12 protein-coding genes and 1 pseudogene are annotated in these 14,537 nt (G+C 71.1%); 8 read left to right on the top strand and 5 right to left on the bottom strand.

Annotation, left to right across the window (positions count from 1 at the left end):
• The first annotated feature begins 12 nt into the window (after positions 1 to 12).
• From HQM25_RS16790 to HQM25_RS16770, 5 genes are all read left to right on the top strand, one after another.
• The gene (locus tag HQM25_RS16790) at positions 13 to 2,262 is read left to right on the top strand and encodes a cell wall-binding repeat-containing protein (RefSeq protein WP_172991279.1); all 2,250 of its coding nucleotides are present in this window, start codon (positions 13 to 15) and stop codon (positions 2,260 to 2,262) included.
• Positions 2,263 to 2,466: 204 nt separating this feature from the next.
• Positions 2,467 to 4,335 carry a molecular chaperone DnaK gene (gene dnaK, locus HQM25_RS16785; RefSeq protein WP_172991278.1) on the top strand — a complete coding sequence of 623 codons (1,869 nt, stop codon included), beginning with the start codon at positions 2,467 to 2,469 and terminating at the stop codon, positions 4,333 to 4,335.
• On the top strand, positions 4,335 to 4,937 hold the full coding sequence (locus HQM25_RS16780; protein WP_172991277.1) for a nucleotide exchange factor GrpE: 603 nt from the start codon (positions 4,335 to 4,337) through the stop codon (positions 4,935 to 4,937). The genes dnaK and HQM25_RS16780 overlap by 1 nt, the downstream gene beginning before the upstream one ends.
• A gap of 17 nt (positions 4,938 to 4,954) precedes the next feature.
• Positions 4,955 to 5,956, top strand: coding sequence for a DnaJ C-terminal domain-containing protein (locus HQM25_RS16775; protein WP_172991276.1), 1,002 nt, complete (start codon positions 4,955 to 4,957; stop codon positions 5,954 to 5,956).
• A 116-nt stretch (positions 5,957 to 6,072) separates the two neighbouring features.
• Positions 6,073 to 6,567, top strand: a complete 495-nt coding sequence (locus HQM25_RS16770; RefSeq protein ID WP_172991275.1) for a heat shock protein transcriptional repressor HspR — start codon at positions 6,073 to 6,075, stop codon at positions 6,565 to 6,567.
• A 9-nt stretch (positions 6,568 to 6,576) separates the two neighbouring features.
• On the opposite strand, the gene HQM25_RS16765 is transcribed toward HQM25_RS16770, so the two are convergent.
• Positions 6,577 to 7,983, bottom strand: coding sequence for a DUF2252 domain-containing protein (locus tag HQM25_RS16765; RefSeq protein WP_172991274.1), 1,407 nt, complete (start codon positions 7,981 to 7,983; stop codon positions 6,577 to 6,579).
• A gap of 71 nt (positions 7,984 to 8,054) precedes the next feature.
• On the opposite strand from HQM25_RS16765, the gene HQM25_RS16760 reads away from it, so the two are divergent.
• Positions 8,055 to 9,113 carry an AI-2E family transporter gene (locus HQM25_RS16760; protein ID WP_254359425.1) on the top strand — a complete coding sequence of 353 codons (1,059 nt, stop codon included), beginning with the start codon at positions 8,055 to 8,057 and terminating at the stop codon, positions 9,111 to 9,113.
• A gap of 10 nt (positions 9,114 to 9,123) precedes the next feature.
• Complete coding sequence (locus tag HQM25_RS16755; protein WP_172991273.1) at positions 9,124 to 10,197, top strand: DUF998 domain-containing protein; 1,074 nt, start codon at positions 9,124 to 9,126, stop codon at positions 10,195 to 10,197.
• 18 nt (positions 10,198 to 10,215) lie between these two features.
• On the opposite strand, the gene HQM25_RS16750 is transcribed toward HQM25_RS16755, so the two are convergent.
• A complete protein-coding gene (locus HQM25_RS16750) occupies positions 10,216 to 11,004 on the bottom strand; it encodes an alpha/beta fold hydrolase (protein ID WP_172991272.1) in 789 nt (262 codons plus the stop codon).
• Between the two features lie 99 nt (positions 11,005 to 11,103).
• On the opposite strand from HQM25_RS16750, the gene HQM25_RS16745 reads away from it, so the two are divergent.
• On the top strand, positions 11,104 to 11,907 hold the full coding sequence (locus HQM25_RS16745) for a potassium channel family protein (protein ID WP_172991271.1): 804 nt from the start codon (positions 11,104 to 11,106) through the stop codon (positions 11,905 to 11,907).
• 37 nt (positions 11,908 to 11,944) lie between these two features.
• On the opposite strand, the pseudogene HQM25_RS17910 reads toward HQM25_RS16745, so the two are convergent.
• From HQM25_RS17910 to HQM25_RS16735, 3 genes and pseudogenes are all read right to left on the bottom strand, one after another.
• Positions 11,945 to 12,892, bottom strand: a pseudogene (locus HQM25_RS17910) (AI-2E family transporter); the annotation flags it as partial.
• A 165-nt stretch (positions 12,893 to 13,057) separates the two neighbouring features.
• Positions 13,058 to 13,918, bottom strand: coding sequence for an LLM class F420-dependent oxidoreductase (locus HQM25_RS16740; RefSeq protein WP_172991270.1), 861 nt, complete (start codon positions 13,916 to 13,918; stop codon positions 13,058 to 13,060).
• Positions 13,915 to 14,526, bottom strand: coding sequence for a hypothetical protein (locus HQM25_RS16735; RefSeq protein ID WP_172991269.1), 612 nt, complete (start codon positions 14,524 to 14,526; stop codon positions 13,915 to 13,917). The genes HQM25_RS16740 and HQM25_RS16735 overlap by 4 nt, the downstream gene beginning before the upstream one ends.
• Positions 14,527 to 14,537: the final 11 nt, after the last annotated feature.

Here is a 14,537-nt window from a genome sequence, read left to right as displayed (position 1 = left end):
AAAGCGAGCCCGATGCCGCGCGCCCTGCTCCGCTCCGTCGCCGCCATGGTCGGCGTGATCCCGCTCGTTTTGGGGCTTGCCGCGCCCGCCCACGCCGAGGAGGCCACGGGCATCGTGCGCGGTGTGCTGCTCGATGAGCTCGGCGGGCTGCTGGTGCGCGAGGAGTCGAACGTCCGCATCTCGCTGTTCGCCGACGACGAGCTGACGACGCCGGCCGTCGTCTTCGACATCGCCTCCGGGGCGAACGGCCAGTTCGCGATCCCCGACGTGCCGGCGGGCCGCTACGCCGTGAAGTTCGAGCCGCTCTCCTCCTGGATCGTCGGCGAGTGGTGGGGCGACACCCGCCGCGCTGCGGAGCGTGCGTTCATCACCCTCGAGGACGGCGGCGTGGTCGATCTGGAGGCGCGGTTGTCCTCCACCGTCGCCCTGTCGGGCATCGTGACGGGGCGGCAGACGGACTACGTCGTCGGCGGCACGAACATCACTGTGCGGGCGAGCACCGGCGACGCCGAACTCGACTCCTGGATCCGCTTTCCCACGACCTCGCTGCGCCTCTCGGAGAGGTACGTGCTCCGCGTGCCGGCCGGCACCTACACCGTCACGGCCACGGACAGCACGGGCGCACACGCGACCAAGACGGTGGCCGGCGTCGTCGTCGCGTCGGACACGACCCAGGACATCGCCCTCACGGCCGCGCGCGCCTCGATCTCGGGCACGTGGGCGATCCGCACGGCGTCGGGCATCGTGCCCTGGGGCTCCGGCCATATCGATGTCTACAAGTGGTCCACCACCCAGGCGCGCTGGCTGCGGATCGATTGGCCCGCCGGCGGCACCTCGCGCAGCTCCTACCTCATCGACGGCCTGGGCGCGGGTCGGTACAAGCTGGCGTTCTTCAACGACGGCGTGACCACCTTCTGGGGCGGGGGCGACCTGCAGAGCGCGCCCGAGATCGTGCTCGGCAAGAACGAGACGCGGTCGGGCGTCGACATCGTCGTCGACGACAGCGCGAGCGTGAGCGGCGTCGTGAAGGGGAAGACCGCCACCGGCAGCACGATCGCGCTCAGCGGCGCCGAGGTGAAGGTGTGGCGGGTGGCGTCTTCCGGTGCGCTCACCCCGGTCGATGCCTCCTTCGACAGCCTGCCGACCGGCGGCGATGGGGCGTTCCGGGCCGCGCTCGCCCCCGGAACCTACGTCTTCAAGGTATGGATCCCCGGCTCGCCCGAGTTCGGCGCGTCCTATCTCGGCGGCGCCCGTCTGCTCGAGGATGCGACGCGTGTCACCGTCGGCCTCGGCCAGGACCGCGTGCTCGCCGACGTGCTCCTGCCACGGTCCTCCTTCCAATCGAAGCGGGTCGCCGGGATCGACCGGTTCGCCACGGCGGTCGCTGCGTCGAAGCGGGTCGTGCCGACCGGGCAGAGGGCGCCGGTCGTCTATCTCACCAACGCCTTCGACTTCCCCGACGCGCTCGCCGCAGCTCCTGCCGCCATCCGCAGCGGCGGTGTGATCCTTCCGGTGGCGAAGACCAGCGTCCCCCAGGTCGTGCTCGAGGAGCTCCGCCGTCTCCAGCCCCGGCGGGTCGTGCTGGTCGGCGGCACCGGGGTGGTCGGGAGCGCGGTGAGCACGGCGGTGAAGAAGGTCATCCCGGCCGACGCGCGGGTGTCGCGCCTGGGGGGAGCGAGCCGATACGAGACGGCGGACGCGATCGTGCGCGACGCGTTCGGCGCCGGCGGCAGCCGGTACGCGATCGTCGCGACCGGAGCCACCTACCCCGATGCGCTGGCGGCGGGTCCTGCCGCCGGTCACCTCGACGCGCCGGTGCTGCTGGTCGACGGCGCCCGCGGGCTCACCGCGGCCACCACGGCGACGATCGGCGCGCTCGGCATCACCGACGTGTACATCGCGGGCGGCAGGGGAGCGGTCAGCCCCACGCTCGAGAGCGGTCTGAAGGCTCTCCTCGGCACCTCCCGGGTGAAGCGCCTGTCGGGCTCGGACCGCTACTTCACCGCGATCGCGGTGAACGACGCGATCTTCGCCGACGTCGACGATGCGTTCCTCGCCAGCGGGGCCGGCTTCGCCGACGCGCTGGCGGGGGCGCCGCTGGCCGGTCGATACGACGCGCCGCTCTACCTCTCGAGCCCCACCTGCATCAACGCATGGACCCTGCAGAGCATCCGCGAGCGGCAGGCGGCGCGGGTCACCCTGCTCGGCGGCGAGGGAGTGCTGAGCAAGGGCGTCGCCGCTTTCCGCACCTGTTCGTCCTGACGCGCCGATCACCACGGGCGCGGCGGGCGCGGCATCCACTCTCCGGCGAAGTTGAGTCGACTCTTATCAACTTCATTTGACACGTTCAGGAGTCGGGTTTAGCCTTGAGTCGTTGCGGCTCAATCTCGTGTCGCACCCCTGACTTCCTCAGTAACACCCCAGGGCACGGGGCATTCGCCCCTGCCCGAACGAAGGAGAGAACACATGGCACGTGCTGTCGGTATCGACCTCGGAACGACCAACTCGGTCGTGAGCGTCCTCGAGGGCGGCGAGCCCAAGGTCATCGCCAACGCCGAGGGCTTCCGCACCACCCCGTCGGTGGTCGCCTACACCAAGGACGGCGAGGTGCTCGTCGGCGAGACCGCCAAGCGCCAGGCCGTCACCAACGTCGACCGCACCGTCTCGTCGGTCAAGCGCCACATGGGCACCACGTGGGGCTTCGACGTCGACGGCAAGAAGTGGACGCCGCAGGAGATCTCCGCGCGCATCCTGCAGAAGCTCAAGCGCGACGCCGAGCAGTACCTCGGCGACACGGTGACGGATGCCGTCATCACGGTTCCCGCGTACTTCAACGACGCCGAGCGCCAGGCCACCAAGGAGGCCGGCGAGATCTCCGGCCTGAACGTGCTCCGCATCATCAACGAGCCCACCGCCGCCGCGCTCGCGTACGGCCTCGACAGGGGCAAGGAGGACGAGCTCATCCTCGTCTTCGACCTCGGTGGCGGAACCTTCGACGTGTCCCTCCTCGAGGTGGGCAAGGACGACGACTTCTCGACCATCCAGGTGCGCGCCACCGCCGGCGACAACCGCCTCGGCGGCGACGACTGGGACCAGCGGGTCGTCGACTACCTCATCAAGCAGTTCAAGGACACCACCGGCGTCGACGTCTCGGGTGACAAGATCGCGCTGCAGCGCCTCAAGGAGGCCGCTGAGCAGGCGAAGAAGGAGCTCTCGTCGTCGACCTCGACGAGCATCAACCTCCCGTACCTGTCGCTGACCGACTCGGGCCCCGTCTCGCTGTCGGAGACCCTCTCGCGCGCCAAGTTCGAGGACCTCACCAAGGACCTCCTCGACCGCACCAAGAAGCCGTTCGAAGACGTCATCCGCGAGGCCGGCATCAAGGTCGCCGACATCGACCACGTCGTGCTCGTGGGCGGCTCGACCCGCATGCCCGCCGTCTCGGAGCTCGTGAAGAAGGAGACCGGCGGCCAGGAGCCCAACAAGGGCGTGAACCCCGACGAGGTCGTGGCCGTGGGCGCAGCCCTGCAGGCCGGCGTCCTCAAGGGCGAGCGCAAGGACGTGCTCCTCATCGACGTCACCCCGCTGAGCCTCGGCATCGAGACCAAGGGCGGCATCATGACCAAGCTCATCGAGCGCAACACCGCCATCCCCACCAAGCGCAGCGAGACCTTCACGACCGCCGACGACAACCAGCCGTCGGTCGCCATCCAGGTCTTCCAGGGCGAGCGGGAGTTCACCCGCGACAACAAGCCGCTGGGCACGTTCGAGCTCACCGGCATCGCGCCGGCCCCGCGCGGCATCCCGCAGATCGAGGTCACCTTCGACATCGACGCCAACGGCATCGTGCACGTCTCGGCGAAGGACAAGGGCACCGGCAAGGAGCAGTCGATGACCATCACGGGCGGCTCGTCGCTGCCCAAGGAGGACATCGAGCGCATGGTGCGCGAGGCCGAGGAGAACGCGGCCGAGGACAAGAAGCGCCGTGAGGCCGCCGAGGTGCGCAACCAGGCCGAGACCCTCGCGTACTCGATCGACAAGCTCATCAAGGAGAACGACGAGAAGCTGCCCGCCGAGGTCAAGACCGAGGTGCAGGCCGACGTCGACGCGCTCAAGACGGCGCTCGCCGGCGACGACGACGAGGCGGTCAAGACCGCGTTCGACAAGCTGAACGCGTCGCAGACCAAGCTGGGCGAGGCGATCTACGCCGCGGGTCAGGCGGAGCAGGCGCAGGATGCCGCGGGCGAGCAGCCCGCCGGTGACGCCGGCTCGTCGAACCCCGACGAGGACGTCGTCGACGCCGAGGTCATCGACGAGGACGAAGAGAAGAAGTAATGGCCGACAAGGACTTCGACGAGAACGACGAGGTCCGGCCCGAGGGTGAGGGGTCGGAGGAGCAGTCCTCCGGCCCCGAGCCGCAGGACGGGACGGATGCCGAGGCGGACGAGCTGACGGTCGAGGACATCCTCGGCGCCGAGCAGAACGTCGACGCCGCCGCGGAGGACGCCGTGCTCGCCGACCTCGAGTCGGCGCTGCTGAACGACCTCAAGCGCCTGCAGGCCGAGTACGCCAACTACCGCCGCCGCACCGAGGAGCAGCGCGACATCGAGATCGAGCGCGCCAAGGGCTCGGTCGCGAAGGGCCTGCTCCCCGTGCTCGACGACCTCGACCGCGCCGAGAAGCACGGCGATCTGCAGGAGGGCAGCCCGTTCTCCGCGATCGCCGAGAAGCTGCGCGGCGTCGCCGAGCGCATCGGCCTGGTCACCTACGGCGAAGCGGGCGAGGCGTTCGACCCGCAGCAGCACGAGGCGATCTTCCAGGCGCCGACCCCCGGCACCGTCGAGCCGACGATCCTCGAGGTGGTCGAGATCGGCTACCGCCTGGGCTCTGTCGAGCTGCGACCGGCCAAGGTCGTCGTGGCCGTGCCGGCCGAATAGGCCGCGAAGGAGCATCCATGGCCAGTCAGGACTGGTTCGACAAGGACTTCTACCAGGTGCTCGGTGTCTCCAAGGACGTCAGCGACGCCGATCTCAAGAAGACCTACCGCAAGCTCGCCCGCGAGTACCACCCCGACTCGAAACCCGGAGACGCGGCCGCCGAGGCCAAGTTCAAGGAGATCAGCGAGGCGTACTCGGTGCTGAGCGACCCCGAGCAGCGCAAGGAGTACGACCAGATCCGCGCGATGGGCGCCGGCGGCGCCCGCTTCACCGCGGGCGGTCAGGGCGCCGGCGGCTTCGAGGACGTCTTCAGCATGTTCGGGCAGTCCGGGCGCGGCGGCGGACGATTCCAGGCCGGCGACTTCGACGACATCTTCTCGATGTTCAACCAGCAGCAGGGCGGAGCCGGCTTCGGGTCGGGCCGCTTCGGCCAGTCGACGGGTGGGTACCGCGGATACGGCGGTCCCACCCGCGGCGCCGACGTCACCGCGCGCACGACGCTCGACTTCGTGACAGCCGCGGCGGGCGAGACGATCACGCTGCAGGGCGAAGAGGGCAGGCCGTTCAAGGTCAAGATCCCCGCCGGCGTCGCCGACGGGCAGAAGATCCGCCTGCGCGGCCGTGGCCGGCCCTCGCCCGACGGCGGCGAGGCCGGCGACATCGTCGTGCAGGTCACGGTGCGCCCCCACGCCGTCTTCTCGCGCGACGGGCTGAACCTGCGTGTCACGGTGCCGGTCACCTTCACCGAGGCGGCGCTCGGCGCCACCATCGAGGTGCCGACGCTGACCGGCGACCACGTGAAGCTGCGCGTCGCCCCCGGAACCCCCTCGGGGCGCGTGCTGCGCGTCAAGGGCCGGGGCATCACGACCGCCAAGGGCACCGGCGATCTGCTCGCCGAGGTGCAGGTGGCCGTGCCCGCGCACCTCGACGACGCCGCGCGCGAGGCGCTCGAGCGCTTCCACGAGCTGGAGCCGAAGGAGAACCCGCGCGCCGACCTGATGGCCAAGGCGCGCGGCTGACATGCTCGAGAACAGGTGTTCCGCCGAGAACAGGATGCTTCGCCCCGCGTTCATCCTGTGTGCGGCGGATCACCTGTTCTCAGTGACGGGTTGACAGGAGTCGGGAGGAAGAGCGCATGGCCGAGCGTGACCGCATCGACCCCGACGCGCCGATCTTCGCGATCGCGGCGGCTGCGGAGCTCTCGGGCATGCACCCGCAGACGCTGCGCCAGTACGACCGGCTCGGTCTCGTCGTGCCCGCGCGCACCCAGGGGGGCTCACGGCGCTACTCGCTGCGCCATGTCGAGCAGCTGCGCGAGGTCGCGCGCCTGTCGGCGGATGGGCTGAGCCTGCCCGGCATCGCCCGCATCCTCGAGCTCGAGAACCGGGTGCGCGAGCTTCACGAGCGCGTGCGCGATCTCGAGCAGCGGGTCGAGGCCGAGCTGGAGCGGCGTCCCGGCGCCCGCGTCTTCGCCGCCAGCGTGAACGGACCCGCTGTGTCGCTGCGCTCCGGGGTGCGGGTGCGGCGCGCGACGGAGGTCGTCGTGTGGCGTCCGCTGCGGGCCATCGAGCCGGGACCGGCCGCGCCGGGGCCGGCCGCGCAGGGGCATCCCGAGCCCGACGACGCGTAGAACGCGCGCTCAGGCGGTCGCGTCGACCCCGCGGTGCGTGCAGAACAGCTTCCAGTCCTCGTACGACAGATCGGCGTAGGCGTAGGCCCAGGCGAGGATCGCCTCGCCCACCACCTTCCCGCCCCCGACGTACCCGGCGACGGTCGACGCGTTCGGAGACTGGCCGTGGGCGCGCGCGAGTGTCGCCGCGCACGCGTCGGCGTACCAGCGGAACCCGCTGTCGTCGAGCGCCTCCATGTCGAACCCGCCCTTCTTGTCGTGGAACTGGCGGATGTAGAAGTCGCGCTGCGCCCCGTGCTCGGAACGGCGCACGTGGCCGAGGAAGGGGTCGGACACCGACTGCAGGATCCGCTGCATCGCGACCACGCGCCCGCCGTCGCCGTTCAGCTCCGTGTAGCGGGTGGCCTCGGGGGGCTGAGGCACACGGCCGTGCTCGACGAGCACGCTCGGCCCCGCCTCCTTGCCCTGCAGCAGCAGCGCGCCCCCGTCGCCGTCCTGCAGCGAGATGAGGAAGCAGCGCGTGCCGACGCTGCCGACTCCGACCACCCGCATCGCGACGTCGGCGAGGGCGTAGTTGCGCAGCACGACGCGGATGTCGACGTGCGCCGACGCGACGTACTCGCTGAGCGTGTGGAGCACGCGCTCCTCGATCTCGGGGGTGGCATGCGACATGACCGGGGGAGCGTCGATGAAGACGAGACGACCGTCGTCGGCGCGGTTCGTGAGCTTTCGCGCTGCACGCTTGCCCGTGCGCTTCTCGGCATCGGCCACGGTCTGGGCGATGATCGCCCGGGTCTCCGCGTCGGTCGCCTTCTCGGCGCCGAGCGGGTCGTAGCGGTCGAAGTAGCGCTTGAGGGGTGTGCGCTTCGCGCCCGAGCCGAGTGCGCGGGCATACGTGCGCACGGCTTCGAGCGCCGACGCGCGCACGACCTCCTCGTCGCGCGAAGTGGCGCGCCCTGCGATCACGATGCTGGTCACCAGCCGCTTGACGTCCCACTCCCACGGCGCCCACGCGGACTCGTCGAAGTCGTTGAGGTCGAACACCAGCGTGCGCTGCGGTGAGGCGTACAGGCCGAAGTTCGACACGTGCGCGTCTCCGCACGACCCCACCGTGAGGTCCGAGCTCGGCGACCGGGCAAGGTCGGCCGCCATGATCGCCGCCGTACCACGGTAGAACGCGAACGGGCTCGCGGACATGCGCTCCGTGCGCAGGGGGACGAGCTCGGGCACCCGCACGGCGTCCTGGCCGTCGAGGATCCCCATCGGGTCGCGCGCGCCGGGAGGCAGCTCCGACAGGGCCTCACGAGGCACGCGCTCGCGGGCGGCGCGGCCCGCGGCCAGCTGGTCTTCGAGCGAGCCCGGCGACGCCCAGGCGCGCGCGATGGGACCCGCGTCGGGTCCGGTCATCGTGGACATAGGGTCAGTGTGGCACCGCGCGCGGCGCCGCATAACCCGGTGATCCGCACGACGCTCGGTACGCTGACCACGTGACGCCGACCGAGCCCCCGCCCTCGCCCGCACTCCCGCCGCGCGTGCGGATCGTGCTGGGGCTGGCGGGTGCCGTGGTCGTGCTCGCGGGGCTGTACCTCGCGCGCGATCTCGTCGGCCCGCTCGCACTCGCCGCGGTGATCGTCATCATCTGCGAACCCGTGCGCGCACCACTCGTGCGCCGTGGCTGGCCCGGCTGGGCGGGGACCACCGCGGTCATCGCCCTGGGGTACGTGATCCTGCTCGCGATGGCCGCCCTGCTCTGGTTCGCCGGCACGCAGTTCGCGCACCTCGTGGCCGACTACGCCGACGAGATGCGCGCGACCGTCGACGGCTTCCAGGAGTGGTTGCAGAGTGCGGGCCTGGCCGACCAGGCGGCGGATGCCACGGCGGAGGCGCTGCAGCCCAGTACGCTCCTCGCCCTCGCGGCCGACGTCGGGGTCGTCGCCCTGGCGGTGCTGACGGCGCTGTTCTTCGTCTTCGCCTACGTGATCTTCATGGCCGCGGACGCTGCGCGCTACGGCCGGGCCGAGCAGGCGTTCGGACGTGGCATCCAGTCGACGCTCGGCCGGATCCGGTCGTTCAACGCGAGCGTGCGACGCTATTACGTCGTCAACGCCACCTTCGGCGCTATCGTCGCCGTGATCGACGGCCTGGCCCTGTGGGCGCTGGGCGTGCCTGCTCCCGCGGTGTGGGCGATCCTCGCGTTCGTCACCAACTTCGTGCCCAACATCGGCTTCGTGCTCGGGCTCATCCCGCCCGCCCTGCTGGCGCTCGTCGTCGGAGGCTGGCCGATGATGCTCGTGGTCGTGGCGATCTACTGCGTCGTCAACGTGACCCTGCAGGTGCTCATCCAGCCGAAGTTCGTCAGCGACGCGGTGAGCCTCAGCCTCACGCTGAGCTTCTTCTCGGTCATCTTCTGGACCTTCATCATCGGTCCGCTCGGGGCGATCCTTTCCATCCCGCTGACGCTGCTCGTGCGCGCCCTCGTGTTCGACGGAGACGACGGCGCGCGGTGGCTGCGATGGCTCTCGGGCGATCCGGAGGCCGCGCGCTAACGTTGCGACCATGACCGCGTCCCCGGCCGCTGCGCCCCAGCGCTCGTCCTCGCCCGCCCGCATGTTCGACGCCGCGACCGAGCGCGACCTCGAGTCGCTCGCCCTCAGCGTCGGCGCCGTCGCCTTCGTCGTCGCGGCGCTCGCCGCGCTCATCGCCTTCCGTTTCGAGGACGCGCCGATCTCGGGTCCGGACTCGATCGGCCAGTTCACCGCGATCGCCTCCGCGGCGCTCGGATTCGTCGCGTTCGTGGCCGGGCGCATCGTGCTGCGTCGCAGCACCGGCGCCGGCACGCCGTCGGTCCTCGACGTGCTCGACATCGTCGCCCTCGCCTTCGCGCACGCGATGATCGCCCTGCTGGGCTGGACGCTCCTCGCGGTCGTCCTCGAGCAGGCGTTCATCGGCGCCACCGTGTTCGCACTCCCGCTGCTGCTCCTGGCCGGGGCAGCGGCCGCGATGACGGCCTACATCGTGTTCTTCTCGGCGACCCACCTCGATCTGCAGCTGCTCGCGGTCGTGCTGGCGGTGTTCCTGGTGATGGGCGTGCTCGCGAGCATGCTCACCGCGACCGACCCGGACTGGTGGCACGACAACCTCAGCGCGCTCGGCATGAGCAGCAACGCCTCGGCCTGGGCGTTCAACATCACCCTCATCGTCGCCGGGTTCATCGTGACGACCCTCGCCCGTTACGTTACCCGCGACATCCCGACCGCCAACCCCGTCGGCACCGCCCGCGTGCGGCTGTGCCTGGTGATCGTGGGGATCTTCCTCGCGTGCGTGGGCATCTTCCACGTCGACGACTTCTTCGCCCTGCACACGGGGGTCGCCTCGGGCATGGCGGTCGCGTTCGGCGTGCTCGTCATCAACCTGCCGCGCTGGATCACCGGCGTGACGCGCTCGTTCGTCGCGGTCGGCTGGATCTTCGTCGCGGTGATCGTCGTGCTGGCGGTGCTGTTCGCCGTGCAGTACTACACGCTCACTGCCGTCGAGCTCGTGGCCGGCGTGCTGGTGTTCACCTGGATCATCCTCTTCATCCGCAACGCCGCCGCGCTGCAGCACGACGCCGACTCCGCTCTGGAGCACTAGGCGGCGCGCGGCCCTCCTTCAACGCCTCGACGCCGCCTCGTGCGCGGCCTGCACGAGCACCTCGTCGAGCTCGGGTCCGGCGCAGTCGTGCCCGGCGCCGGCGATCTCACGGAGTCGGGCGTGCGGCATCCGCTCGACGAGCTCGAGTGATGCGGCGCGCGGGCTCCGCTCATCTGCGGAGCCGCGGACCACGAAGGTCGGGGTCTGGATCGAGTCGAGCACATCGCGGAGGTCGAGGACCATCGTGTCGAGCATCGCCGCCGTGGTCTGCGGCCGCCAATGGTCGATCAGCATCCGTGCCAGGTTCCGCCGGCTCGGGGCCGCGTCGGGGCTGTACACGGAGTTCAGGAAGTCGTCGGCCCACTCCTCCGCGGGGCGCTCGATCGTGTCGCGCACGGAGGCGATGCGCTTCTCGAGGTCGGCGGGCGCGAGCGACCCGGCCCAGCCCGCATAGCCGCCGATGAGCACGAGGGCACCCAGTGCGTCGGGGCGATCGCGGGCCAGCAGCAGCGCGACCACAGACCCGAACGACAGGCCGGCGACCGCAGGCTGGTGGAGGCCGAGGGCGTCGATGAGCGACGCCGCCACCCGACCCCAGTCGTCGCTGCGCCACCCGTCGGGGACGTCGTCGGACGCTCCGCACCCCGGCGCGTCCCACGCGATGACATCCAACCGGGTGGAGAGGCGCTCGATGTCGTCGATCCAGAGCCGGGAGTCCTCCAGGCCGCCGTGCAGGATCAGGAGCGGATCGCCCGACCCCGCGCGACGGTAGGCGATCCGGAGGCCGTCGACGTCGACCGCGTCCATGCGCCCGACGCTACGCCGCAGGACGGGAGCACGCCACGGGGTGCTCCGTCGCGGGCGCGCCCCCGCGGGGGTGCCGCCGGACTTTGCCAGAATGCCGCTGTGGACGAGTACACGTGGCACAAGCGCACCAGCGTGGCGCTGATGGTCGCGAGCCTCGCGTACCTCGTGGCGTACTCCTGGCGGGTGATCTTCGACCTCGGCGGCCCCGGCCGGCTGGTGGCCACCACGATCGTGCTGGTGACGTGGCTGATGTTCATCGTCGACTACCTCGTGCGGCTCTCGCTCGCCGACCAGCGCGGCCGCTGGTTCCGGCACAACCTCCCGGCGCTCGCGTTCGCCCTCATCCCGGTGCTGCGCCTGGTGCGGCTGCTGCGCGTGCTCACCCGGGTGCCGGGAATGGCGACCTCCGCGGGCAGCATCCTGCGCGTGCAGATCCTCGTCTACGGCGTCGGCGCCGCCGCGGTGCTGATCTACATCGCGAGCCTCGCCGTGCTCGAGGCGGAGCGCCGGGCGCCCGACGCCACGATCACGACGTTCGCGATCGCGATCTGGTGGGCGTGCGTGACGGTGACCACGACCGGCTTCGGCGACTACGTGCCGGTGACCGGCGCCGGTCAGTGGGTGGCGGTCGGCCTCATGTTCGGCGGGGTGGCGCTCGCCGGGATCATCACCGCCGCGCTCGCGTCGTGGGTGGTGGAGCGCGCTTCGCGCGACCGTGACGACGACGAGCCGGCCACCCGGGCGCAGGTGCGCGGGCTCGAACTGCAGATCGCGGCGCTCACGGAGCGTCTGGGTCCGGCGGGCTCGTCGGCCCCGGCCCCGGGCCCGGGCCCGGGTTCTCCTCCGCCGCCGATCCCGCCGGCGGTGCCGCCGGGCCCGCCCGGCCCGTCGGCGCCTCGGTGAGCGCATCCTGCCGGGGGAAGACGACCTCGCGCAGGATGATCAGCACCGACGCCGTGGTGGGGATCGCCACGAGCGCGCCGAGGAAGCCGAACAGCGTCGCGCCGATCATGGCGCTCAGCAGCACCAGCACGCCAGGCAGCGCCACGGCCTTGCCGAGCACCCGCGGGGTGACCCAGTAGGCCTCGATCTGGATGTAGGCGAAATAGCCGACGAGGAACATCACCGCACCGACCGGGCTGACGAACAGCGCCGCGATCGTGCCGATCACGAGGAACACGAGCGACCCGATCATGGGCACGAGCGTGACGAACCACGCCGCGATCGCCATCAGCAGCGGGATCGGCGACCCGATCACGAGCATGAGCACGAAGACCACGGCGGCGTTGATCGACGACAGCGTGAGAGCCCCCGCGACGGCGTTGCCCACCGATCCGGTGATCTGCTCGGTGAGGTCACGGGTGAGGGGGCGGCGGTAGGCCGGGGTGAGGCGGTAGAGCGCCTCCTTCGCTCCGGTCAGCGAGGCCAGGAAGTACAGGGTGAGCACCACGACGATCACCGACGTCGAGATCGCCGCCACGATCCCCGCACTCGCGCGCAGCAGCCCGCCCGAGATCGACAGGAACGTCGAGAGGCTCCCCAGCGACGCGATGGCCTCCTCGACCGCCGCCACGAGATCGACGTCGGTGGCGGCATCCAGTGCGCGGAACCACTCGCTGGCCAGCAGATCGGCCACCGTCTGGGGCACCGACTCCACGAACGACACGAACTGGTTCACCAGCGGCGGGAGCACGACGGCGACGATGAGCACCACGACGGCGAGGAACGCGACCGCCACGATCGTGATCGCCCAGGGACGTGAGACCCTGCGGCGCTCCAGCGTGCGCACCGTGGGGTCGAGGCCGAGGGCGAGGAACACCGCGATGATGACCGAGATCAGCACCGTGGCGATCGAGGCGAGGGCCACGGCGAGGGTGACGGCGAGCACGACGCCGATGGCGACGAGGAAGCCCGACGCCAGCGGCGTCGCGGGCGCCGCGAGCACCGACAGGCGTCGGCGCGGCGGATGCGGACTCTGGTCGCTCACGCAGTGATCGTCCCAGGTGGGGATGCCGCGCACAACGGCGCGCCCGATCGGGGCCGCGTCAGGCGGTCAGGCCGTGCCGTTGACCCGGTCGCGCCACTCCAGCAGCGGCGTCAGCGCCGACAGGTCGTAGTCCGGTCCGTCGATCGCCGGGATCAGCAGGCGGAAGCCGAGCGCGTGCAGGCGAGCGGTGGCATCCTCCTCCAGCAGCGGCCCGAAGCCGCGGATCGTGAACCCGGTCGACAGCTCGATCTCCGCCGGGTCGCGGCCCTCGCGCGCGCACCAGTCGTGCAGCACGCCGATCTTGCGGGGCATGTCGTCGAGCCGCGTGAAGGTGTGCCAGATGTCGGCGTGCTGGGCCACCAGTCGCAGCGTCTTGCGCTCGCCCTGCCCGCCGATGAGGATCGGGATGCTGCGCGTCGGCGCCGGGTTCAGGCGGTCCCACCGCGAGCGGATCCGCGGGAGGTCGCCGGCCAGAGCGTCGAGGCGCGATCCGACCGTTCCGAACGCGTAGCCGTACTCCGTGTAGTCCTGCTCGGCCCAGCCGGACCCGGTGCCGAAGATGAGCCGGCCGGTCCCCGTGGAGCCCGCGCTGATGTGGTCGACGGTGCGGGCCATGTCGGCCTGCAGGTCGGGATTGCGGTACGAGCTGCAGTTCACGAGCGGACCGAACTCGACCCGCTCGGTGATCTCCGCGAGCGCCGCGAGCTGCGTCCACGCCTCGAAGTGGGCGGCCTCGAAGGGCTCGGTCAGCGGGAAGAAGTGATCCCAGTTGAAGATCGCGTCGACCCCGAGGTCTTCGGCGCGCAGCACGGCGTCGCGGTACTGCATCCACGTTCCGTGCTGCGGGGCGAGCTGCACGCCGATGCGGACGGGGCGATGGGATGCCGGGTGCACGGCGGACTCGGCGGTGGTGGTGGCGTCGGTCATGCGGGGTCGATCCTCAGGACGGTGTCGGACTCATGGGCGGTGAGGTCGTCGACGACCCGCACGGTGCGGGCGAGGTCATCCACGGAGCCGATGACCGTGCCGAAGCGCGCGCGATCGGAGCACACGGCCGTCACGGTCACGAACTGCGCGCCGGTGTCCCACGTGTAGGTGGCGAACGGGGGCGTGCCGGTCGCGCCGTCGCCGCGCGCCGGTCCGCCCAGCGGCATCTCGAGCTTCTCGCCGACGCCCAGGTGCGGGTTGCGGAACGACTCCGTGTCGTCGTACTCCATCGGCATCATCGCCCGCGCGGCGCGCAGGTCGTTCGTCGCCTGCTGCACCTGCGCCATGACCACGAGAAGCTCGGCGTCGGCCTTCCACACCCACACGAGCACCCGGCCCGCCGCGCGCTTCATCAGCAGCGGTGCGGCCTGGCTCATCGCCCAGGCGGCGAGACCGCTCGCGGGCCGGTCGCCGCCGCCCATCGCGATGTTCGCCTGCGTGAGCAGCATCCGGATGGCGGCCTTGCGGTGGCGGCGGCCCCGGAAGCCGAGGGAATCGGTCACCGGCACCCACAGGGTCGGGTCCGCGTCGGCCTGCAGTCGTGGCATCCACCCAGCGT

Source organism: Microbacterium hominis (assembly GCF_013282805.1).
In the GTDB taxonomy this organism is placed as follows: Bacteria; Actinomycetota; Actinomycetes; order Actinomycetales; family Microbacteriaceae; genus Microbacterium; species Microbacterium hominis_B.
This window is presented reverse-complemented; position numbering and strand designations above follow the sequence as displayed.

What these genes read in the sequence shown, in the direction of transcription:
- HQM25_RS16790 (WP_172991279.1), top strand. Translation starts at nt 13, where the DNA reads ATGCCGCGCGCCCTGCTCCGCTCCGTCGCCGCCATGGTCGGCGTGATC.
- HQM25_RS16775 (WP_172991276.1), top strand. Translation starts at nt 4,955, where the DNA reads ATGGCCAGTCAGGACTGGTTCGACAAGGACTTCTACCAGGTGCTCGGT.
- HQM25_RS16740 (WP_172991270.1), bottom strand. Translation starts at nt 13,918, where the DNA reads ATGACCGACGCCACCACCACCGCCGAGTCCGCCGTGCACCCGGCATCC.
- HQM25_RS16735 (WP_172991269.1), bottom strand. Translation starts at nt 14,526, where the DNA reads ATGCCACGACTGCAGGCCGACGCGGACCCGACCCTGTGGGTGCCGGTG.
- dnaK (WP_172991278.1), top strand. Translation starts at nt 2,467, where the DNA reads ATGGCACGTGCTGTCGGTATCGACCTCGGAACGACCAACTCGGTCGTG.
- HQM25_RS16765 (WP_172991274.1), bottom strand. Translation starts at nt 7,983, where the DNA reads ATGTCCACGATGACCGGACCCGACGCGGGTCCCATCGCGCGCGCCTGG.
- HQM25_RS16755 (WP_172991273.1), top strand. Translation starts at nt 9,124, where the DNA reads ATGACCGCGTCCCCGGCCGCTGCGCCCCAGCGCTCGTCCTCGCCCGCC.
- HQM25_RS16770 (WP_172991275.1), top strand. Translation starts at nt 6,073, where the DNA reads ATGGCCGAGCGTGACCGCATCGACCCCGACGCGCCGATCTTCGCGATC.
- HQM25_RS16780 (WP_172991277.1), top strand. Translation starts at nt 4,335, where the DNA reads ATGGCCGACAAGGACTTCGACGAGAACGACGAGGTCCGGCCCGAGGGT.
- HQM25_RS16750 (WP_172991272.1), bottom strand. Translation starts at nt 11,004, where the DNA reads ATGGACGCGGTCGACGTCGACGGCCTCCGGATCGCCTACCGTCGCGCG.